Source organism: Streptomyces sp. NBC_00461, from assembly GCF_036013935.1.
In the GTDB taxonomy this organism is placed as follows: Bacteria; Actinomycetota; Actinomycetes; order Streptomycetales; family Streptomycetaceae; genus Streptomyces.
In genome coordinates this window covers 7,311,461-7,332,863 of record NZ_CP107902.1, presented here as the reverse complement: position 1 = coordinate 7,332,863, position 21,403 = coordinate 7,311,461, and the positions used below count along the sequence as shown (strand labels likewise).

The 21,403-nt window shown below is 70.9% G+C and carries 15 protein-coding genes; 5 read left to right on the top strand and 10 right to left on the bottom strand.

Translation table 11 applies throughout. The features are described from left to right. Positions 1-111: 111 nt before the first annotated feature. The 3 genes from OG870_RS34190 to OG870_RS34180 are packed head-to-tail and all read right to left on the bottom strand — an operon-like array spanning position 112 to position 5,713. A complete protein-coding gene (locus OG870_RS34190) occupies positions 112-1,551 on the bottom strand; it encodes an NAD-dependent succinate-semialdehyde dehydrogenase (RefSeq protein WP_327691793.1) in 1,440 nt (479 codons plus the stop codon). Next, positions 1,548-4,448, bottom strand: coding sequence for an FAD-binding and (Fe-S)-binding domain-containing protein (locus OG870_RS34185; protein ID WP_327691792.1), 2,901 nt, complete (start codon positions 4,446-4,448; stop codon positions 1,548-1,550). The genes OG870_RS34190 and OG870_RS34185 overlap by 4 nt, the downstream gene beginning before the upstream one ends. Beyond that, positions 4,445-5,713, bottom strand: a complete 1,269-nt coding sequence (locus OG870_RS34180) for an aspartate aminotransferase family protein (RefSeq protein WP_327691791.1) — start codon at positions 5,711-5,713, stop codon at positions 4,445-4,447. Before OG870_RS34180 ends, OG870_RS34185 begins: the two co-directional genes overlap by 4 nt. A gap of 276 nt (positions 5,714-5,989) precedes the next feature. Here OG870_RS34180 and OG870_RS34175 point away from each other — a divergent pair, with 276 nt between their 5' ends. Beyond that, complete coding sequence (locus tag OG870_RS34175) at positions 5,990-7,663, top strand: PucR family transcriptional regulator (protein WP_443063447.1); 1,674 nt, start codon at positions 5,990-5,992, stop codon at positions 7,661-7,663. Between the two features lie 40 nt (positions 7,664-7,703). Here the strand turns inward: OG870_RS34175 and OG870_RS34170 are convergent, their stop codons facing one another. The 6 genes from OG870_RS34170 to OG870_RS34145 all read right to left on the bottom strand — a co-directional run bounded on the left by OG870_RS34170 (position 7,704) and on the right by OG870_RS34145 (position 14,187). After that, positions 7,704-9,500, bottom strand: coding sequence for an alpha-L-fucosidase (locus tag OG870_RS34170; protein ID WP_266522688.1), 1,797 nt, complete (start codon positions 9,498-9,500; stop codon positions 7,704-7,706). 368 nt (positions 9,501-9,868) lie between these two features. After that, a complete protein-coding gene (locus OG870_RS34165) occupies positions 9,869-10,180 on the bottom strand; it encodes an L-rhamnose mutarotase (RefSeq protein ID WP_266590487.1) in 312 nt (103 codons plus the stop codon). Continuing rightward, positions 10,177-11,223 (bottom strand): aldo/keto reductase, encoded by a 1,047-nt coding sequence (locus tag OG870_RS34160; protein ID WP_266590485.1) that lies wholly within the window; start codon positions 11,221-11,223, stop codon positions 10,177-10,179. The genes OG870_RS34165 and OG870_RS34160 overlap by 4 nt, the downstream gene beginning before the upstream one ends. After that, positions 11,220-11,978 carry an SDR family NAD(P)-dependent oxidoreductase gene (locus tag OG870_RS34155; protein ID WP_266522678.1) on the bottom strand — a complete coding sequence of 253 codons (759 nt, stop codon included), beginning with the start codon at positions 11,976-11,978 and terminating at the stop codon, positions 11,220-11,222. Before OG870_RS34155 ends, OG870_RS34160 begins: the two co-directional genes overlap by 4 nt. Continuing rightward, positions 11,975-13,321 (bottom strand): L-fuconate dehydratase, encoded by a 1,347-nt coding sequence (locus OG870_RS34150; RefSeq protein WP_266590482.1) that lies wholly within the window; start codon positions 13,319-13,321, stop codon positions 11,975-11,977. Before OG870_RS34150 ends, OG870_RS34155 begins: the two co-directional genes overlap by 4 nt. 14 nt (positions 13,322-13,335) lie before the next feature. Further along, positions 13,336-14,187 carry a fumarylacetoacetate hydrolase family protein gene (locus OG870_RS34145; protein WP_266590480.1) on the bottom strand — a complete coding sequence of 284 codons (852 nt, stop codon included), beginning with the start codon at positions 14,185-14,187 and terminating at the stop codon, positions 13,336-13,338. 825 nt (positions 14,188-15,012) lie between these two features. Here OG870_RS34145 and OG870_RS34140 point away from each other — a divergent pair. From OG870_RS34140 to OG870_RS34125, 4 genes are all read left to right on the top strand, one after another. Next, positions 15,013-16,059 (top strand): sugar ABC transporter substrate-binding protein, encoded by a 1,047-nt coding sequence (locus OG870_RS34140; protein WP_266522672.1) that lies wholly within the window; start codon positions 15,013-15,015, stop codon positions 16,057-16,059. 137 nt (positions 16,060-16,196) lie between these two features. After that, positions 16,197-17,798 carry a sugar ABC transporter ATP-binding protein gene (locus tag OG870_RS34135; RefSeq protein WP_266522670.1) on the top strand — a complete coding sequence of 534 codons (1,602 nt, stop codon included), beginning with the start codon at positions 16,197-16,199 and terminating at the stop codon, positions 17,796-17,798. Between the two features lie 2 nt (positions 17,799-17,800). Further along, positions 17,801-18,844: an ABC transporter permease gene (locus OG870_RS34130; protein WP_266590476.1), complete on the top strand. Its 1,044-nt coding sequence runs from the start codon at positions 17,801-17,803 to the stop codon at positions 18,842-18,844. A gap of 85 nt (positions 18,845-18,929) precedes the next feature. Continuing rightward, complete coding sequence (locus OG870_RS34125) at positions 18,930-19,631, top strand: FadR/GntR family transcriptional regulator (protein ID WP_266522666.1); 702 nt, start codon at positions 18,930-18,932, stop codon at positions 19,629-19,631. A 180-nt stretch (positions 19,632-19,811) separates the two neighbouring features. On the opposite strand, the gene OG870_RS34120 is transcribed toward OG870_RS34125, so the two are convergent. Then, on the bottom strand, positions 19,812-21,377 hold the full coding sequence (locus OG870_RS34120) for a S53 family peptidase (RefSeq protein ID WP_266843683.1): 1,566 nt from the start codon (positions 21,375-21,377) through the stop codon (positions 19,812-19,814). Positions 21,378-21,403 lie beyond the last annotated feature (26 nt).

Sequence of the window (21,403 nt, the reverse complement as noted above, 5' to 3'; positions counted from 1 at the left end):
GTTCTTTCTTCCTGGGGTCGAGAAGTTTGCCGCCGCGGCCCCGGTCGGTCCATGGGCCTGGGCAGGAGACAGGTCACGGTGCGTGATGCGGTGGAGTCGGGGCCTCTCCGCTCATCCCACGGGCACCGCGAGGTACTGGTACTCCAGGAACTCGTCGAGGCCCATCCGGCCGCCCTCGCGACCGAGGCCGGACTGCTTGATCCCGCCGAAGGGAGCGGCCGGGTTGGACACGAGGCCCGTGTTCAGCCCCACCATGCCCACCTCCAGCCGCTCGCTGACGCGCAGGGCACGGTCGAGGCCCTCGGTGAAGACGTAGCCGACGAGGCCCCAGGGGGTGTCGTTCGCGCGGCTCACCACCTCGTCCTCGTCGTCGAAGGTGAGGATCGCGGCGACGGGGCCGAAGATCTCCGTGCCCATCAGGCGGCTTGCGGGATCGACGCCGGCCAGCACGGTCGGCGGGTAGAAGCAGCCGGGGCCCTCGGGGGTCCTGCCGCCGACGAGCACCCGGGCCCCGCGCTCCACAGCGTCGGCGACCAGTTCCTCCACCTTGCCGCGTCCCGTCCTGTCGATCAGAGGGCCGACGTCGACACCTTCCCGGGTGCCGGGGCCCACGACGAGCGCGCCCATGCGCTCGGCCAGGCGCCGCCCGAACTCCTCCGCCACCGACCGGTGCACGAAGAAGCGGTTCGCCGCCGTGCACGCCTCGCCCATGTTGCGCATCTTGGCGACCATCGCGCCGTCCACGGCCTTGTCCAGGTCGGCGTCCTCGAAGACGATGAACGGCGCGTTGCCGCCCAGCTCCATCGAGGTCCGTACGACCGCCTCCGCGCTCTGGGCGAGGAGTAGCTGCCCGACGGCAGTGGAACCCGTGAAGGAGAGCTTGCGGATCCGCCCGCCGCGCAGGAGCGGCTCGCACACCTCCCCCGCACGAGAGGTCGTGACGACGTTCAGTACACCGTCCGGCAGCCCGGCCTCCTTGAGGATCGCGGCGAGCGCCAGGCTGGACAGCGGGGTCTGCGGGGCCGGCTTGAGCACCATCGTGCAACCGGCCGCGATGGCCGGGCCGATCTTGCGGGTGCCCATGGCCAGGGGGAAGTTCCACGGGGTGATCAGCAGGCAGGGGCCGACCGGGCGGCGGGAGAGCAGCATGCGGTTGCGGCCGTCCGGGAGGGTGCCGTAGCCGCCGTCGATGCGGACGGCCTCCTCCGAGAACCAGCGGAAGAACTCGGCCGCGTACACCACCTCCCCCCTGGCCTCGGCCAACGGCTTGCCCATCTCGGACGTCATCAGGTGGGCGAGCTCGTCGGTGCGCTCGATGATGATCTCGTAGGCGCGGCGCAGGATCTCGCTGCGCACCCGGGGTGCCGTACGGGCCCACTCCGTCTGCGCCCGCACGGCCGCCTCCTCGGCGAGCCGGGCCTCCTTGGGCCCCGCGTCGGCGACATGGCAGAGGATCTCGCCGGTCGCCGGGTCGTCGACGGACATGGTGGCGCCGTCCGCGGCGTCCACCCAGGCGCCGCCGATGAACAACTGCGTGGGTGTGTCGGTCATGAGGTCTCTCCTGGTGGTCCGGGTCGGTCGGCGGCGGGGTCGAGGAGTTCCGCGAGGTGCAGGGCACGGATGCCGCGCTCTGAGGCGAGGTGGTCGATCTGGGTGGCGCAGCTGAAGCCGTCGGCCACGACGACGGCCCGCGTGGCGTCCGGGAGTTGGTCGAGGCGGGGTTTGAGAGCGAGGTCGGCGACGGCCATCGAGGTGTCGTAGTGCTGTTCCTCGAAGCCGAAGTTGCCTGCGAGTCCGCAGCAGCCCTCGGCCTCGTCGACCCGCCGTACGCCGAGGCTGCCGAGCAGGTCGCGGGGGTGGCGGCCCTTGAAGGTGGCGTACTCGTGGCAGTGGGTCTGCAGGACGACGGTGTCCGGCAGCTCCGGCGGCGCCCAGCCGGGTGCGGCGAGGTCGGTCAGGGCTCCGGTGAGGGTGTGGACCCGGGCCGCGACACGGCGGGCGGCGTCGGTGCCGAGGAGTTCGGGCACGTCACGCTTGAGGGCCGCGGCGCAGCTGGGTTCGGCCACGACGATGGGCCGGTCGTCGCCGTTGTCCAGGCGGGCGACCGTACGGGCCATGATGCGGCGCGCGATCGACAGCTGGCCGGTGCTCACCCAGGTCAGGCCGCAGCACTGGCCGTCCTCCGTCGTGCAGGGAATGCCCGCGTCGGCGAGAACCCGGCTCGCCGCCCCGGCCACCTCGGGGCGGAAGGCCCGGGTGAAGCTGTCCACGAAGAGAAGGGTCTTCGCCGGTTCACCGGTTCTCGCCGTCCGCAGGCCCTGGCGCAGCGCGCGCCGGGAGGCGAAGGCGGGGATCCGGCGTTTCGTGGTCACGCCGCCGAGGCGGGCGAGCAGCTTCCCGAGGGGCCCGCGCAGCAGCGCGTTCACCGGGCGGGCCGCGTATCCGACGAGCCTGGACGTCAGGGGCAGCCAGCCCAGGGAGTAGTGGGAGCGGGGTCTGGCTCTGCCTTTGTAGTGCTGGTGCAGGAACTCCGCCTTGTACGTGGCCATGTCGACGCCGACCGGGCAGTCGCTGGAGCAGGCCTTGCAGGACAGGCACAGGTCGAGGGCGTCACGTACGTCCGCGGAGCGCCAGCCGTCCTGGACGGTTCCGCCGCGCACCATCTCCTGGAGCAGGCGGGCCCGGCCTCGTGTCGAGTCGTTCTCCTCCCCCGTGGCCCGGTAGCTGGGACACATCACTCCGCCGGCGTCGCTGCGGCAGCGGCCGACTCCGACACAGCGGCGGACCGCTCCGGCGAAACCGTCCTCGTCGTGCGGGAAGGAGAACAGCGTGTCGACGGGCAGCACGTCGGGCGTGTGCAGCGCCAGGTCGGCGTCCAGCGGTGCCGGGGCCACGATGACACCGGGGTTGAGCAGCCCCTCGGGGTCGAAGATCTCCTTGAAGGCGGCGAACGCCCGGATCAGCCGGTGGCTGTACATCACCTCCAGCAGCTCACCGCGCGCCCGCCCGTCGCCGTGCTCGCCCGACAGGCTTCCGCCGTGCTCGACGACGAGGGCGGCCGCCTCCGTCAGGAACCGGCGGGTGGCGGCACGCCCCGTGTCCGTGGCGAGGTCGAAGTCGATGCGTACGTGGACGCAGCCCGCGCCGAAGTGCCCGTACAGCACGCCGGTCAGGCCGTGCGCGGCCAGTAGTCCGCGGAAGTCGCGCAGGTAGGTGGCCAGGTTCTCGGGTGCGACCGCCGCGTCCTCCCAGCCGGGCCAGGACTCCCCGCCGTCGACGAGTCGCGCGGCCAGCCCCGCCCCGTCCTCCCTCACCCGCCACAGCGAGCGCCGCTCGGCCGGGCTGTGCACGACCCGCCCGCCGGTCATCCGGCCCCGGGCCTTGAGCACGTCCAGCAGTTCGGCGGCGCGGGCGTCGACGGCCGCCTGGTCGTCGCCGTCGAGCTCGACGTAGAGCCAGGCGCGTCCCTCGGGCAGCCCGGTGACGGCGCCGGGGCCGCGGCGGGCACGCATGGTGGCGACGATCGCCTCGTCCATGCCCTCCACGGCGGTGGGGTTCCAACGCAGGATCTCCGGCACGTCCTCGGCGGCGTCGACCACGTCGTCGTAGCCGAGCGCGAGCAACGCCGATGCCTGTGCGGTCGCCATCAGGCGGACCGTCGCCGCGGTGACGACCGCACAGGTGCCCTCGGTGCCCACCAGCGCGCGAGCCACGTCGAAGCCGTGCTCGGGCAGCAGGTGGTGCAGCTGGTAGCCGGAGACCTGGCGCGGTACCCGGCCCAGCTCGGTGCGGATCGCCGCGAGGTTCCCGTCGATGAGGCGTCGTAGGTCCGCTTCGAGGTGGGCGACTCGACGGACCGCGTCCGGGTCGCCCGGGTCGGCCGCGCGCAGGCCGGTTCGGTCGGCGACGGCCCGCACGCCGTCGGCTGTCACGATCTCCAGCGCCTCGATGTGGCCGCTGGTCCGCCCGTGCCGCACGGAGCGGTTGCCGCAGGCGTCGTTGCCGATCATGCCGCCGAGGGTGCAGCGGCTGTGCGAGGACGGGTCGGGGCCGAAGGTGAGTCCGTGCAGGGCGGTCGCACCGCGCAGCGCGTCCAGGATCACTCCGGCCTCGACGCGCGCGGTGCGCGCCGTCGGGTCGATGTCCAGGATCCGGTTCATGTACCGGGAGAAGTCCAGGACGGCTCCGGGCCCGACCGCGTTGCCGGCCATGCTGGTGCCGCCGCCTCGCGCAGTGACCGGAACGTGTGCCTCGCGGCAGGCCCGCAGCACCGCGACCACGTCATCGGCGCTGCGGGGGAAGACCACGGCCCGCGGCGGGACCCGGTAGTTGGAGGCGTCGTAGGCGTAGGGGCCGGTGGGGCCCGCGCCGGTCTCCACCCGCAGGCCGGGAGCGGTCTCGGCGAGCCGCGCGACCAGCGGCTCCAGGGCCGTGGTGGTGTCCGTCATCGCCCTGCCGCTCCCGATGTGCCGACCTCGACCGCGGTCGCCCAGGCCTGGAGGCCCTCGTCCACGGCCGTCTCGTCGATCACGAGCGCGGGAATCATCCGTACGACCTGGTTCCAGGCCCCGCACAGCAGCAGGAGCAGGCCCTCGTCGATGGCGGCGCGCTGGACGCGGGCGGCGGTCTCGGGGTCGGGGCTGCCGTCCTCGGTGACGAACTCGCTGGCCAGCATGAGCCCGAGACCGCGCACGTCGCCGATGCCCGGCGTCCGGTCGGCCACCGCCTCCAATCCCTGCCGCAGCCGCTTGCCCATCGCCTCGGCGTTCTCCACGAGCTTCTCGTCGCGTACGACGTCGAGGGTGGCGCAGGCCGCCGCGCAGGCGACGGCGTTGGCGCCGTAGGTGCCGCCCTGCGAGCCGGGCCACGCCTTGGTCATCAGTTCCTCGGAGGCCGCGATGCCGGACAGCGGGAAGCCGCTGGCCAGGCCCTTTGCGGTGACGAGGATGTCGGGGGTGACGCCGAAGTGGTCGTGGCCCCAGAAGCGGCCGGTGCGGCCGACGCCCGTCTGTACCTCGTCCAGGATCAACAGGAAGCCGTGCCGGTCGGCGCGCTCCCGCAGCCCCTCCATGAAGGCACGGGTCGCGGGGACGTAGCCGCCCTCGCCGAGGACCGGTTCGACGATGACCGCGGCCGTGTCGGCGGGCGAGGAGATCGTCTGGAGCGTGTAGTCGAGTTCCCTCAGGGCGAATCGGGTCGCGGTCTCCTCGTCCCAGCCGTAGCGGTAGGCCGTCGGGAAGGGGGTGACGACCACGCCGCTCATCAGCGGGGAGAAGCCGGAGCGGAAACGGGTGCCGGAGGTGGTCATGGAGGCGGCGGCGACGGTACGGCCGTGGAAGCCGCCGTGGCACACCAGGACGTTCGGCCGGCCGGTGGCCTGGCGGGCCAGCCGCAGTGCGGCCTCGACGGCCTCGCTGCCGGAGTTGGTGAAGAACAGGCTGTCCAGGCCCGCCGGCAGCACCTCGCCCAGCTTGTCGACGAGCTGCCGCAGCGGCTGGTGCATGACCGTCGTGTACTGGCCGTGGACGAGCGTGCCGACCTGCTCCTGCGCCGCCGCGACGACCCTGGGGTGGCAGTGGCCGGTACTGGTGACACCGATACCGGCGGTGAAGTCGAGATAGCGGCGGCCGTCCTCGCCGTGGAGATGGACGCCCTCGCCCCTGACCGCCACGACGGGCGTGGCCTGGCGAAGGTGCGGCGACAGTGCGGTCATGTTCGTCTCCCGGCCGTGTGTCATGGGTCGCGCGACCTGCGTGGTGCGCTCCGACACACCGAGCATCCCGAGCGGGCCCGAGCACCACAACGCGTGATGTGTCCAGCCAGGGCACCGCGTCCGGACGTTGTGTCAACCTCGCGGCACGGCAGCCGTCGCTCTTCGCCGCGGCAGCCACCGCGGTCTGCCTCTTGCGCAGGTCAGCGGCGCTTGTCAGAGTGACCGGGCAGTCCCCCGAACTCGCGGCTCCGCGCGAGCAGGGCCCCTGGAGACACCGTGAACGACCACCGCACTACGGCTCATCCAGCGCTGACGGACGGCCTCGCCGCGGCCACCGCGGGCCACCCGCCGACCGTCGCCGATGTGCTCGCCCTTCCCGTCCTGGCCGCCGGACAGCCGCACGTGGTCACCGGCGTCGCCCACCTCGACCGGCCGGTGCGCTGGGTCCACATCACCGAGCTGACGGACCCCGCCTCCTTCCTCAAGGGCGGCGAACTCGTCCTGACCACCGGCATGCCCCTGCCCGACGACACCGCGGGCGTGCGCCGGTACGTCGACGAACTCGCCGACGTACCGGCGGCGGCCCTGGTGATCGAACTCGTACGGCGCTACCACCGCCCGCCGGACGCGCTCGTGCACGCCTGCCACGCGCGCGGCCTCCCGCTGATCACCCTCGCCAAGGACGTCAACTTCCTTGAGGTCACTCAGGTCGTCCACAGCCTCATCCTCGGCAACCAGGCCGAGGCGATGCGCCGGACCCAGCGGATCCACGAGGCATTCACCGCCCTGACCTTGCGCGGGGCGGGCCCGGAGGAGGTGGTGCGCGCGGCGGCCGAGATGAGCGGCCACACCGTCGTCCTGGAAAACCTGATGCACCAGGCCCTGATGTGCGAGCCCTCCGGCATCACGGTGGAAGAGGCACTCTGCGACTGGGAGGAGCGCTCCCGGGAGATCCCGTTCGGAGCCGGCGGAAGCGGCACGGCCGGCCGGCTCGTCGCTCCCGTGGAGTACCAGGGCGAGCGCTGGGGCCGGGTGGTCATGCTCCCGGCCCCAGGAGCCGACGGGCAGGCCTTCGCGCCGGAGCCCGTCACGGTGCTGGAGAGGACGGCGATGGCCCTGACCGTGGCCCGCCTCATTCACTCCACGCCCTGGGAACGCACAGCGCACCGAAACGCCTTGCAGGACCTGGCGGGCCAGCGCCACCGCTCACCCGGGGACGCCCAGGCCCGCATTGCCGCACTGGGCCTGCCCACCGAAGACAGGCGGTACCGCGCCATCCTCGTCGGCCTCCCCACGGCGGACGAGAGCGCGGTGCTGGAGGGCCGTCTTTCCCAGGAGCTCCAGGCGGCGGGGGCTCAGGCGCTCGTCGGCGAGCTGGCTCCGGGCCGTCTCGGTGTCCTGCTGGCCCTGCGTCCCACCCAGCCGTGGCGGCCCGCCGTCGAACAGGTGGGCGGCTCCACGCGTGCCCTGGCATCACAGGCGATCGTGACCGTCGGCTCGGAGGTCACGGACCTCCGGGACAGCGCCCGCTCCTTCCACGAGGCGGCCCGCGTCGCCGAGGCCACCCCACCCGGCCAGCCCCTCCCTCCGGACCGCTCCTTCCACGAGCTGTCCGACATCGGCCTGCGGCGCCTGCTGTACGCACTCCGTGAGGACACCCGTATCCAGGACTATGCCGAGCGACGGCTCGGCCGCCTCATCGACCACGACTCCCGGCACGGCAGCGAGCTGCTGACGACCCTGCGCCTCTATCTGGACGCGGCAGGCAACAAGACCACGGCCGCGCGCCGGGGCGGGCTGTCGCGGGAGACCGTCTACCAACGCCTGCGCACCATCGAGCGCCTTGTGGACTGCGACCTCGAATCCGGCGAGAACCGCACGGAACTGCATGTGGCCCTCACCGCACTCGACGTCCTCAGATTCCGCGCGGACGGCGGTCAGGGTACGTAGAGCCGGGGGGCGGCCCGCAGGGCGCGCCCCCCGGCTGCGCTCATCCGATCTTCGTCGCGTTCCACTGCTGCGGGGAGCCGCCGTTGGCGGTCCACTGGATGACCGTGGCCCCGTCCCCGTCGACGTTGCCGTTGTCCAGCACCTTTCCGCTGTGCCGGTTGACGAGCCGGTACGCGCCGTTGCCCAGCGCGGTGACGGCCCACTGCTGCTGCTTGCCGCCGTTGTCGCTCCGCTGCACGATCGCCGCGCCGTCGCTGGTGACGCCGTCGTCGTCCAGGGCCTTTCCGCTGCGCACGCTGACCAGCTTGTAGTAGCCGTGCTCCAGGCTGGTGACCGTCCACTGCTGCGGGGAGCCGCCGTTCTGGGTCCACTGGATGACCTGGGCGCCGTCGTTGGTGACGTTGCCGTTGTCGAGGGCCTTGCCGCTGCGGGCGCTGACCAGGCGGTAGACGCCGTCGGCGAGGACGGCCGGCATGCCGTTGACCTCCACGCAGACCACCGAGTCGCTCGCGTTCGGCGCGGTGGCCGGCACGGCGACGTTGATGGTGCCGCCGCTGACGGTGTAGGAGAGCGACGTGGAGGGGTTGTTCATCAGGTAGACGCGGTTGATGGTGTTGTAGACGGCCGGGATCTGCAGCGTGCCGTTCGTGGGCCAGGTCAGGACGTGCGCGAAGAGCTTGCCGCTCTTCTTGGTGATCTTCCCCCAGGAGGGTTCGGTGGCGAAGGGGCTGCCGCTGGTGCCGTAGATGCTGTCGGAGTAGGTGGCCATCCAGGACGCCAGGCCGCCCAGGACGTTCACGGCTCCCGGGGTCACGGTGCCGTCGCCCTTGGGGCCGATGTTGAGCAGGTAGTTGCCGTCGCGGGAGACGACCGTGACCATCTCCTGGATGATGGTCGACACGGGGCGGTAGGAGTTCTCCGCCCAACTGGTGTATCCCCAGGCGCCGTTCATGGTGGCGCAGGTCTCCCAGGGCCGGTCCAGCGGCGCGGCGGGCACGGTCTGCTCCGGGCAGGCGAAGTCACCCATGCCGAGGTCGCGCTTGACCCGCTCGTTGACGACGAGGTTGGGCTTGCGGGCGATCAGCCAGTTGTACAGGTCCTGGCCGTCGGCCTGGGTCCACCAGTCGGTGAGCGTGGGGGGCACGGGGTTGCCGCACCAGTCGCCGTCGAACCACAGGATGGCCGGGTCGTAGCGGTCCAGGATCTCCTGCAGCTGGGCCTTCATGTCGTTGATGTAGCCGGTGCGAGCGGCCTGCGAGGCCATGTCGGAGTACAGGGTGTTGTTGTCGCAGGTCTGCGAGGGGTGGTTCCAGTCCAGGATCGAGTAGTAGATCCCGAACTTGACGCCGCGGCTCTCGCACTCGGTCTTCAGCTGGGCGAGCAGGTCGGGCTGGAAGCCGTTGTAGTCGTGCAGGTTGTACTGCTTGGTACCCGTGGTGTCGGTGAAGCTTGCGACGTTGGAGTCCCACATCGCGAAGCCCTCGTGGTGCTTGGCGGTGATCACCAGGTACTTCATGCCGGCGTTCTTGGCCAGTTCGGCGATGGTGGCGGCGTTGAAGCTGGAGGGGTTGAACTGGGAGGTCACCTGGGACTGGTAGTTGGCCTTGGTCCAGTTCTCGGCGCTGAAGGCCCACTCCCCGTGGCCGAGGTAGGAGTAGGACCCGAAGTGGATGAACATCCCGAACCGGGCCTGGTACCACCAGTCCATCTTCGAGGAGACCGAGTACGCCTCGGCGGGGGTGGCCCACAGTGCCTGCGGCAGCCCGAACGCCACGGTACCGCCGGCGAGGGCGGCGGCCTTGATGAGGGAGCGTCTGCTGAGGTGAGCGGAGGACATCGTGCGGCTCCAGGAGGGGTGAAGGACACAGACATGTCTGCAACTGTTCGTCCGTGGCGCAGACCAGGCGGCGGGTACGCGGCTCGCGTCCGCTTGAGGCCAGAGCTACTCACTCGGACATCGGATGTATTAAGTGACACGCTTCTATGTCTTGTCTAGAGCCGGGGGCAGAATCAAGGAAATTACAGAGAAATACCCTGCCCGCACCCCTCAGACGAAGATGGCGACGAAAAATAGATGGGATCTATCGCAGCCGTCGGTAGGTGGCGGACATGGCTTCGCACGGGCGCGTACCGCCCGTGCGAGGCGCCGCCGGACCGTACGGCGGCTCAAGGCGCCTGAGCCGGCGTCAGGACCGGCTGCTCCGGTTACAGCTTCCACACCACCGGCAGCGAGGCGTCCGCGCCCCGCGCGGAGTAGTCGTGGACGACGTCGAGGAGTTCGGCCATCCGCGCCTGCCAGGCGATGTTGACGGGCAGCTTGTCCAGTTCCGCGATCATCGCCGGGTAGTCCGCGACCTCCAGCAGGTGGAAGAGGTCGGTGCCGCTTCGCCAGATCGTCCACTCGCTCACCCCCGCGGCGCGGATGGCGGCGGTCAGCTCCTCGGGCACTTCGCGGTGCGCGGCGTCGTACTCCTCGACGCGGTCGGCGCGGACCCTGGTGTGCAGGGCGACCCTCATGACGGCTCCCTCGTCTGCGCGGCCTCCCCGGCCGGCACGGCCTGACCGGTCCATGCGGCCTGCGGGACGGGGGTGTCCGGGTCCAGCAGGCCCTCGGCGCGCAGCTCGTCCCACAGGGCCTGCGGGATGGGGCGTCGCAGCTGCTCCACCGTGTCGCGCACCTCCTGCGGCGACCGCGCGCCGGTCAGGACGCTCGCCACCGCGGGATGGCCGAAGGGGAAGCGCAGCGCGGCGGCCCGCAGCGGCACACCGTGGCGTTCGGAGACCTCCAGCAGCCGCAGCGCCCGGTCGAGCACCGGCTGCGGAGCGGGTGCGTAGTCGTACGTGGCGCCGGGCCGGGGCGCGGTGAGCAGCCCGGAGTTGAACACCCCGCCGATGACGACACTGCGGCCGCGGGCGGCCGCCTCCGGGAGCAGTTCGCTCAGCCCGTCCTGTTCGAGAAGGGTGTAGCGGCCGGCGAGCAGCACCACGTCGATGTCGGTCTCGCGCAGGAACCGGGTGGGCAGCGCGCACTGGTTCATCCCGACGCCGATCGCCCCGATCACGCCTTCGGCGCGCAGCCGCTCCAGCGCCGGGTACGCCTCGCGCAACGCCTGGTCGGCGTGGTCGTCCGGGTCGTGCAGCAGGGCCACGTCGACGCGGTCGACGCCGAGGCGTTCCAGACTCGCCTCCAGGGAGCGCAGCACCCCGTCGGCGCTGAAGTCCCAGACGCGGCGGTGGGTGGCCGGGACGGCGAAGCCATCGGCGAGGTCGTCGCCGGCGCCGCCCTCCGGGTCCGGCACGAGAAGCCGGCCCACCTTGGTGGAGAGGGTGTAGGCGTCACGGGGGCGTTCGCGCAGCGCGGCCCCGAGCCGCCGCTCCGACAGGCCGAGACCGTAGTGGGGCGCGGTGTCGAACGTGCGGATGCCGGCGTCCCAGGCCGCGTCCACCGTCGCACGGGCGGCCTCGTCGGTGACCGGGTGGAAGAGGTTGCCGAGGGCGGCGCAGCCCAGCGACAGCTCCGTGACCGGTACCGCGCCGCCGCCCAGCGTGGTGGTCCTCATGACCGGTCCACCGGGCGCAGCCTCAGCCCCTGCATACCGCCGTCCACCGCGAGCGAGGTGCCGGTGACGGACGCGGCGGCCGGACTCGCCAGGTAGACGATGGCCGCGGCGACCTCGTCAGCGGTGACCAGGCGCCCCGAGGGCTGCCGGGCGTTGAGTGCCGCGCGCTCGGCCTCGGGGTCGTCCGCGGCGTCGAGGAGCCGGCCGACCCACGGGGTGTCGGCGGTGCCGGGGTTGACGCAGTTGACCCGGATGCCCTCGCGGACGTGGTCGGCGGCCATGGCGAGGGTCAACGAGAGGACCGCGCCCTTGCTGGCGCAGTACAGGGCGCGCTGGGGCAGGCCCGCGGTGGCGCCGATCGAGCAGGTGTTGACGACCGCCGCATGGGACGAACGCCGCAGATACGGCAGCGCGGCACGGGTGGTGCGTACGACACCGAGGACGTTGACGTCCAGGACCCGGTGCCAGTCCTCGTCCGGGTTGTCCTCGATGGTTCCGATGGCGCCGATACCGGCGTTGTTCACGACGATGTCCAGACCGCCGAACCGTTCGGCGGCCTGTTCCACGGCGGCGCGCACCGAGGCGTCGTCCGTGACGTCGGCCCGGAAGCCGAGCAGCGGTTCGGGGACCGCGCCCGGATCGAGGTCGAGCACGGCCACCGCCGCGCCCCGCTCCGCCAGTGCGCGGGCCGTGGCGAGCCCGATGCCGGACGCGCCCCCGGTGACGACGGCCCTGAGGCCCGACAGATCGGTCATGCGGTCTCTCCCTGCTCTCCCTGTGCGGCGCCGTCGGCCAGCCAGAACGTACCGTCCGGGTAGCGGAACTCGGCGATGGACTCCTCCCGCATGGTGGCGGAGAAGCCGGCGGCGAGCGGCGCGGTGTAGTGGCCGTCGCGGATCACCACGGGCGCGGTGAAGTGCTGGTGGAGGTGGTCGACGTACTCGATGACCCGGTTCTCGGTGGTGCCGGACAGCGCCAGGTAGTCGAACATCGACAGGTGCTGCACCAGCTCGCACAGGCCCACTCCGCCGGCGTGCGGGCAGACGGGCACCCCGAACTTCGCGGCGAGCAGCAGGATCGCGAGGTTCTCGTTGACCCCGCCGACCCGGGCCGCGTCGATCTGGAGGACGTCGATGGCGCCGGCCTGGAGCAGCTGCTTGAAGACGATGCGGTTCTGGACGTGCTCGCCGGTGGCGACCTTCACGGGGGCCACCGCCTGCCGTACGGCGGCGTGGCCGAGGACGTCGTCGGGGCTGGTGGGCTCCTCGATCCAGTACGGGTCGTACTCGGCGAGCGCCTTGGTCCACTCGATCGCGTCGCCCACGTTCCACCGCTGGTTGGCGTCGATGGCGATGCGGATGCCGTCGCCGACGGCGGTACGGGCGGTACGCAGGCGCCGGATGTCGTCGGCCAGGTCCGCGCCGACCTTGAGCTTGATCTGGGTGAAGCCGTCGGCGACGGCCTGCTTGGCCAGCCGGGTGAGCTTGTCGTCGGAGTAGCCCAGCCAGCCCGGGGAGGTGGTGTAGCCGGGGTAGCCGCGCTCCAGCAGGACGGCCTCGCGCTCCGCGACCCCGTCTCTGCCGTCGCGCAGCAGTTGGAGGGCGTCCTCGGGGGTGAGGACGTCGGCGATGTAGCGGAAGTCGACCTGGGAGACCAGCCACTCGGGGTCGGCGTGGGCGAGCAGCCGCCACAGGGGCTGTCCGGCGCGCTTGGCGGCGAGGTCCCACACGGCGTTGACGACGGCGCCGATCGCCATGTGCATCACGCCCTTCTCGGGTCCCAGCCAGCGCAGCTGACTGTCACCGATCAGGTCGCGGCTGACGGAGCCGGGGTCGGCGCACAGCTCCTGGACGCTGCGGCCCACGAGATGGGGCCGCAGGGCGTCGATCGCGGCGACCTGGACGTCGTTGCCGCGTCCGATGGTGAAGGTGAAGCCGTGGCCTTCGTGTCCGTCGCCGGCGTCGGTGCGCAGCACCGCATAGGCGGCGGAGTAGTCGGGGTCCGGGTTCATGGCGTCGGACCCGTCCAGTTCCCGCGAGGTGGGGAAGCGGACGTCATAGGTGTCGACGGCCGTGATCCGGGCGGAGTTTGCAGTCACGGTGGTGGTGCCTTTCACGCTTGGGCGAAGGTCTGGCGCTGGCTGCCGAGGCCGTCGACGGAGAGCTCGACGGTGTCGCCGGATCGCAGGAAGGGGGTGCCGGGAAGGCCGAGGGCCACGCCCGCGGGCGTACCGGTGTTGATCACGTCACCCGGCTCCAGGACCATGTACTGGCTCAGGTACGACACGATGTGCTCGACCGGGAAGATCATGTCGCTGGTGTGGCCGTCCTGCCGCTTCACGCCGTTGACGCTCAGGTGCAGGCCGAGGTTCTGCGGGTCGCCGGCCTCGTCGGCGGTGACCAGCCACGGACCGAGCGGGTTGAAGGTCTCGCAGGACTTGCCCAGGTCCCACTGCGAGGAGTACTCCAGCTGGAACTCGCGCTCCGAGACGTCATGGCTGATCGCGTATCCCGCGATCACGTTCCGCGCGGCCTCGGGTCCGTCGAGGTAGCGGGCCCGCTGTCCGATGACGACGGCGAGTTCGACCTCCCAGTCGGTCTTCACCGACCCCCGGGGGATCAGCACCTCGTCGTACGGGCCGACGACCGTCCCCGGGTCCTTCATGAAGACCACCGGGCGGGCGGGGATCGCCGCGCCGGTCTCGGCGGCGTGGTCGCGGTAGTTCAGACCGACGCAGACGATCTTGCCGGGGCGGGCGACGGGTGCGCCGACGCGCAGACCCTCCGGGTCGAGTCGGGGCAGCTCTCCCGCCGTGACAGCCGCGCGGGCCCGGTCGACTCCCCCGGAGGCGAGGAAGGCGCCGTCGATGTCCGGGGTCACGGAGGACAGGTCCAGCAGTCGGCCGTCGTCGGTGCGGACGGCCGGCCGCTCCTCACCGGGGGCGCCGACTCGTAGCAGTTTCACTGGGGGAGCTCCCTTGCCATGCGGGTTTCGTCTCAGAGGTGGCCGGCCGCGGGCCGGGCCGCCTGCGATGCGCCGGACGGGAGGTCTCGAAGAGCCTCGCTCCTGCGCCTCACCAGTCATCGGATGAATGACGGCACGGAGACCTTAGATCGCAGAGATCACCCCTGGCAATGGATTCCTCGGATGTATTTCTCGGGCGTTGCCGGTCAAGCCGCACAAGGGGCACATCTCCCGCCATCACACGCGACCGGAGAGGTGGGCACCCAATCCGCCATCCGATGAATCCATAGGCGAACCACAAGCCTCCCTGCCCTGGTGAGAGCGGGTGGAGTCGGCCTACGGATGGGCCGATGTGCGGCGATGGGCACCAGGGGCGCGCCTCCCGTTGCCGAATCGTAAGCTGCCGCGGCGCGTCGCCCCCACCCGCGGGTTCCGTGAACACACAGGCCAGATGGGAGCCAGCGCGGCGCCACAAGGCCGGAACGGCGCCGCGACGCCCTGCGCAGGATGCCCGGTAAATCTCTGGCTGTGAACTCTTGTCAACGGCGGCAACGTCGTCGTAACGTCCTCGTCGTCCGAGAGACATCGGAGGAATACCCCGCCATCCAGCTCGCCTGTTCGGCCCCATCCGGCCGGTCGCTTCACCTCCGGTTCTCGGTCTCCGCTCGACCCTCACACCCGCCCCTCTCAGGGACGATCTACGCGTTTTCCGCGCCGGATCGGCACCTGCCCGTCTGACGACCTCGCCCCTCCCCACAGGCAGGTACGCCCCCTCCCACCGTCGCCCTGCGGCCCTGTGCCCCTGGCTAAGGAGAGATCACGGCCATGAAGCTCGCTCACACCCGTTCCGCCGCCGCAGCCGTCACCGTCGTCGCGGTGCTGACCCTCGCCACCGCTTGCAACCGCGCGAGCACCGCCTCGGTCGCCTCGGGCGGTGACAAGCCCGCCATCGGTATCGACCTGCCGCGCTCCGACTCCGACTTCTGGAACTCGTACGCCCAGTACGTGAAGAAGGACATCAAGACCGACGGCATCAACGCCCTGCCGCTGAGCAACTCGCAGAACGACGTGACCAAGCTGGTCGCCAACGTCCAGGTGTTCCAGAACACCGGCGCCAAGGCCGTCGTCATGGCCCCGCAGGACACCGGCGCGATCGCCTCCACCCTCGACACCCTCGCGTCGAAGAAGATCCCCGTGATCAGCGTCGACACCAGGCCCGACAAGGGCGATGTCTACATGGTGGTCCGCGCCGACAACCGGGCCTACGGCACCAAGGCCTGCGAGTTCCTCGGCAAGCAGCTGGGCGGCAAGGGCAAGGTGGCCGAGCTGCAGGGTGCGCTGGACTCGATCAACGGACGTGACCGCTCCGAGGCCTTCGCGGAGTGCATGAAGACGGAGTTCCCGAAGATCAAGGTCTTCGAGCTGCCCACCGACTGGAAGGGCGACGTGGCCTCCGCGAAGCTGCAGTCGCTCCTCGCCCAGAACAAGGACCTGAACGGCATCTACATGCAGGCCGGCGGCGTCTTCCTCCAGCCGACCCTCGCCCTGCTGGAGCAGAAGGGCCTGCTCAAGCCCGCCGGGCAGAAGGGCCACATCAGCATCGTCTCCAACGACGGCATCCCGCAGGAGTTCGACGCCATCCGCAAGGGCCAGATCGACGCCACGATCTCCCAGCCCGCCGACCTCTACGCCAAGTACGCGCTGTACTACGCCAAGGCCGCGGCCGAGGGCAAGACCTTCAAGCCGGGTGCGACCGACCACGACTCCACCATCATCAAGCTGCCCAACGGCCTTGAGGACCAGCTCCCCGCGCCGCTGGTCACCAAGAAGAACGTCGACGACAAGGCCCTGTGGGGCAACAACGTCGGCTGATGACGGCAGGGTCCCGCCCGCCGCGCCGGGAGACGTGGAGCACCGCCTCCGTCTCCCGGCGCCCCCTGCCCCGCAGGCCCGGGTCCACGCCCGCGCCCCTTGGCCCCAGCCCCCGTACGCAAAGGACGGTATCCACCATGGCGGACACCGCGACCGGCCCCGGCACCCCGGCCCCGGTGGCCGAGGCGACCGGCATCAGCAAACGCTTCGGCGCGACCGTCGCACTGCGCGAAGCCCGCATCACCGTCGCCCCGGGCGAGTCGCACGCCCTGGTCGGACGCAACGGCGCCGGCAAGTCCACGCTGGTGTCCGTCCTCACCGGCCTCCAGCAACCGGACACCGGAACCCTGCGCTTCTCCGGTGAGCCCGCGCCCGCCTTCGGCGACATCGACGCCTGGCGCTCCCGCGTCGCCTGTGTCTACCAGCGCTCCACCATCATCGGTGAGCTGACCGTCGCCGAGAACCTCTTCCTGAACCGGCAGAGCGGCAGGGCGATGCAGCCCATCCGCTGGAAGCTGCTGCGCCGGCGTGCCGAGGAACTGCTCGGCGAGTACGGCGTGGCCGTCGACCCCGCCGCTCGGGCCAGGGACCTCACCGTCGAGCAGCGGCAGTTCGTGGAGATCGCACGAGCCCTGTCCTTCGGCGCACGCTTCATCATCCTCGACGAGCCGACCGCCAAACTCGATGCCCGCGGCATCGACCGGCTCTTCGAGAAACTCCGCGACCTCCAGCAGCAGGGCGTCGCCTTCCTCTTCATCTCGCACCACCTGCAAGAGGTGTACGACCTCTGCACCACGGTCACGGTCTACCGCGACGCGGGCCACATCCTCACCGCGCCCGTCGCCGAACTCGGCCACCAGGCACTGGTGGAGGCCATGACCGGCGAGTCCGCCTCCATGGTCACCGCCACCGCGGGCGGGCCCCGGGCCGCGCGGTCCGACGCCAAGGAACTGCTGACGATCGACGGCCTGACACTGCCCGACGTCTGCGAGGACATCTCCCTCTCGGTCCGCTCCGGCGAGGTCGTCGGGCTCGCCGGAGCCACCGCCAGCGGCAACGTGCAGGTGGGTGAGGCGATCGCCGGTCTGCACCGCGCCAAGGACGGCCGGATCACGGTCGCCGACCGGAGCGTGCGCACCGGCAGCGTGCCGTCCGCGCTCACTGCCGGAGTCGGTCTGGTCCCCGAGGACCGCCACCTTCAGGGACTGGTGAACAACCGCAGCGTGGCGGAGAACGCGACGCTCACCGTCACCGACCAGCTCGGTCCCTTCGGCACGGTCCTGCCGGCCCGCACCAAGGCGTTCGCCGCCCGCATGATCCGGGACCTCGACATCAAGACCCCCGGAGCCGCCACCCCGGTCTCCGCCCTCTCGGGCGGCAACCAGCAGAAGGTCGTCGTCGCCCGTGCGCTGGCCACCGATCCGCACGTCCTGGTCGCCATCCGGCCCACCAACGGGGTGGACGTCAAGTCCAAGGAATTTCTCCTCGGCCGTATCCGGCAGGTCGCGGACGGCGGCAGGGCCGCGCTGATCGTCTCCGACGAACTGGACGACCTGAAGGTCTGCGACCGGGTCGTCGTCATGTTCCACGGCCGCGTGGTCGCCGAGTTCGACCGCGGCTGGAAGGACGAGGTCGTCGTCGCCGCCATCGAGGGCGTCAGCGGCGACACGGCCCCCGCCACCGCGTCCCCCGCATCCGCCGTACCCGCCTCAACCGGCGCAGACGAGCACGGAAGGTAGTCATGTCCGCCACCACAGATCTCACCGACCCCGCAGTGAGCAAGGCTGAGCCTGCCGACGCGCAGACCGCGCGCCGCCGGGTCGACCTCGGGCGCTTCCGTGAACTGTCCCTGGTTCCGGCGATCCTCGTCCTCGGCCTGATCGGGTTCATCGTCTCGCCGGCCTTCCTGACCGCCGACAACCTCATCGGTGTGGCCCAGCAGTCCACCGAACTGAGCCTGCTGGTGCTGGCCACGACGTTCATCCTGGTCGCCGGGCGGATGGACCTGTCGCTGGAGTCCACCATCGGTGTGGCTCCCGTCATCGCCGTATGGCTCGTTCTGCCGTCCAGCGGCGGCCGGTTCAACGGGCTGGGTCTCTTTCCCGAGTGGACGGCGATCCCGCTGTGTCTGCTGGTCGGCGCGCTGATCGGTGCCGTCAACGGCTTCCTCATCCTCAAGCTGCGCCTCAACGGCTTCATCGTCACCCTGGGCGGCCTGACCATGCTGCGCGGCCTCCAGGTCGCCCTCTCCCAGGGGCAGTCGATCGTCGAACTGCCTTCCTCCTTCACCTACTTGGGCAGGACGTCCTGGGTGGGCGTACCCGCCGCCATCTGGGTGTGCGCGCTGCTCTTCGCCATCGGGGGCAGTGCACTGGCCTGGCTCCGGCACGGCCGGGCGCTGTACGCGATCGGCGGCAACGCGGAGGCGGCACGTACCGCGGGCATCCGCGTCGACCGCATCGTGTGGATCGTCCTCATCCTCGGCAGCGTTCTCGCCGCGTTCGCCGGCATCCTCTACAGCGGCCACTACGGCTCCATCTCCGCCACCCAGGGCAGCGGCTGGATCTTCCAGGTCTTCGCCGCGACCGTCATCGGCGGGGTCAGCCTCAACGGCGGCAAGGGCTCCGTGTTCGGTGCCCTCACCGGCGTCCTCACCCTCCAGCTGGTCGTGAACGTCATGACCCTGGCCGGCGTGCCTCCGCTGTGGAACCAGTTCCTCAACGGAGCCATCATCATCGTCGCCCTGATCATCTCCCGGTTCGCCTCCGGCGAGAAGCAGGAATAGCCACGCACCGCAGGCGGGGTCTACCGGCCCAGAACCGGGCCCGGCAGAGCCCGCCCCACTCATCCCGGCACGGAGAGGAATGCTCGTGGCACTGACGGACGATGCGATCGACAAGATCAAGACGATGATCGTCGACGGCGAGCTCGAGCCCGGTTCCCGGCTGCCCAGAGAGGAGATCCTCGCCGAGCAACTCGGCCTGTCCCGCAACTCCCTTCGCGAGGCCGTTCGGGCGCTGACCGCCATGCGGATCCTGATCACCCGTCAGGGCGACGGCACCTACGTCTCCAGCCTGGAACCCCATCTCCTGCTGGAAAGCCTCTCCTTCGCCGCCGATGTCTCCCAGGGCCACACTGCTCTGCAACTGCTCCAGGTGCGCCGACTGCTGGAACCGCAGGCGACAGGGCTCGCCGCCGCGCTCCTGAAACCCAAGGACCTCCAGGAACTGCGCAACATCCTCGACCGGTCCCGGACCGTAGCCACCGTGGAGGAGTTCGTCGCCCACGACATCGCCTTCCACCTCAGAATCATCGAAGCGGTCGGCAACCCCGTGCTGTCGATGCTGCTGCAAGTGCTCTCCACGCGCACACAGCGCGTCCGCATCGTCCGCGGCAGCCAGGCCGGTGACGCCCTGAACAGAGCCCACGAGGACCACGAACAGATCCTCACCGCACTCCAGTCACGCGACGCCCTGCACGCCGCCGCCGCGGCGGCCGTCCACATCACGGCCGTTGAGCAGTGGCTGGCCACCAGCCTGCGCGACGACTCGATCCCAACAATCGACGACTGACCTCACGCACCCCGCGTTCGGTCACGGCCGGGAACAGACGCCCTCCCGGTCGGATCGTCGGATCGGCCATAGCGTCCTGGTGCGTTCCGCACGCCCGACTCGCCGAGTCGTGTCAGGCCCGGATTCACCGTGCCGTCCACCAGAGGCTTCCCGGTGGACGGCACGCCGGTTGTGCGGCTGTCAGACCGAGGCGAGACGGGCCAGCAGCGCCTGACCGTCCGGGACACCGAGTCCTGTGCAGGCGTCCCAGCCGGGCGTGGCCGCGAAGCCACCGATGTCGCCCAGGGTGATGTCACGGAAGCCGGCCGGGCTCACCCCCGGTGCCGCACCGTCGTACAGCACGGGCTGGAGCATGCCGAACGGGTGACCGAGTGCCTCGGCGAGACGGACGGTCAACGCGGCCCAGAGCGGGGCCACGGCGCTGGTGCCGCCGATGATCTCGTCCCGGCCGTGGATGAGCACTCTGTATCCGGTCTTCGGGTCGGCGTCAGCGGCCACATCGGGCACGCCGCGTCGGCGGTCCTGGCCGTTGCCGTTGGGTACGCCGACGTTCGCCTGCCAACTGGGCTGCATGAACGTGCGGCTGACGCCGCCGCCGGAGGCGGAACCGTTTCCGTTGTTCCACACGCTCTCGGAGTTGACGGTGCTGGTGGCCGGGTCGGCTTCCAGGTGGGTACCGCCGCAGGCGAGGGCGCGAGGACTTGAGGCAGGGAAGTCGGTGTGCGGCTTGCCCGTCGGGTCGCCGTCGCTGCTGCCGTTGTCACCGGAAGCCACGCAGACGGTGACGCCCATGGCAGCGGCGTCGGCCAGTGCGGCGTCGAGGATCGCGCGGCCTTGGGCGGTCCACAGGTCCTCACGCTGGCCCCAACTGATGCTCACTGCCGTGGGCGTGGGATCGGCGAACACCGCGGTGCTGACGGCGTCGGCGAAGCCCTGCGCGCTGTTCTCCGCGAAGTACACGACTTGGCGCGCACCGGGCGCCAGCGCGCCGATCACCTCGATGTCGAGCATCACCTCCCCGTCGGCCGGGTCGCCCGGGGCGTTACTGCCGCTGCCCACCTCGACGACGTCCACGCGCGGCGTGGGGATGCCCAGCATGGCGAAGTACGCGTCCAGGTCGCCTTCCGGGATCCCGCCGCCGAGTTCGACGACGCCTATCGTGTGACCGCTGCCGTCCGTGCCCGGGGGGAAGCGGTAGATCTTGCCGAGGTCGACGGGCGAGTACGACGAGTGGACGGCATGGGCCTTCATGCGCTGGATGTGCGGGCGGGCCTGCGGTCGGTTGTCCAAGCCCGTCACGCCGATCACCACGCCGTCCCACTCGGGCAGGATGCGCAGGTCGCCGGTCCGCTGCCGGTGCTCCACCATCCGTTCTTCGTCCGCCGGGTCGGGGGTCGTGACCATGGTGAGTGAGTCGGCCTGCACCACGGACCGTAGCTGACCGAGCGTTCCGGAGATCTTGACCCGACGTGCGGCCGGATCCGTTTGAGTCACCGTCAGCCCGTGCTGCTCCGCTGTCCGTTTCACCATGTCGATGTCGGCCGGACCGGCGCCGTAACGGGCCGCCAGTTCCTCACGCGTGATCGTCTCGGGTCCTTCGACCAGGTCATCCGGGATCTCGGAGCGACGGCGCAGGACCAGTGTGACCTCGATGCGTTCTGAATCGCTCACCGCTCCGGTCGAGCGCGCATGCGCGTGGGCGCTGCGCTCACTGCCACGGAGGGGAACCAGTCGCGTGTTGTCCATGACGTCGAGAGTTCCACCGACGCGGG

Excerpts from the sequence above, each read along its gene's own strand:
- OG870_RS34190 (WP_327691793.1), bottom strand. The coding sequence starts at position 1,551 with ATGACCGACACACCCACGCAGTTGTTCATCGGCGGCGCCTGGGTGGAC.
- OG870_RS34185 (WP_327691792.1), bottom strand. The coding sequence starts at position 4,448 with ATGACGGACACCACCACGGCCCTGGAGCCGCTGGTCGCGCGGCTCGCC.
- OG870_RS34180 (WP_327691791.1), bottom strand. The coding sequence starts at position 5,713 with ATGACCGCACTGTCGCCGCACCTTCGCCAGGCCACGCCCGTCGTGGCG.
- OG870_RS34170 (WP_266522688.1), bottom strand. The coding sequence starts at position 9,500 with ATGTCCTCCGCTCACCTCAGCAGACGCTCCCTCATCAAGGCCGCCGCC.
- OG870_RS34165 (WP_266590487.1), bottom strand. The coding sequence starts at position 10,180 with ATGAGGGTCGCCCTGCACACCAGGGTCCGCGCCGACCGCGTCGAGGAG.
- OG870_RS34160 (WP_266590485.1), bottom strand. The coding sequence starts at position 11,223 with ATGAGGACCACCACGCTGGGCGGCGGCGCGGTACCGGTCACGGAGCTG.
- OG870_RS34155 (WP_266522678.1), bottom strand. The coding sequence starts at position 11,978 with ATGACCGATCTGTCGGGCCTCAGGGCCGTCGTCACCGGGGGCGCGTCC.
- OG870_RS34140 (WP_266522672.1), top strand. The coding sequence starts at position 15,013 with ATGAAGCTCGCTCACACCCGTTCCGCCGCCGCAGCCGTCACCGTCGTC.
- OG870_RS34135 (WP_266522670.1), top strand. The coding sequence starts at position 16,197 with ATGGCGGACACCGCGACCGGCCCCGGCACCCCGGCCCCGGTGGCCGAG.
- OG870_RS34130 (WP_266590476.1), top strand. The coding sequence starts at position 17,801 with ATGTCCGCCACCACAGATCTCACCGACCCCGCAGTGAGCAAGGCTGAG.
- OG870_RS34120 (WP_266843683.1), bottom strand. The coding sequence starts at position 21,377 with ATGGACAACACGCGACTGGTTCCCCTCCGTGGCAGTGAGCGCAGCGCC.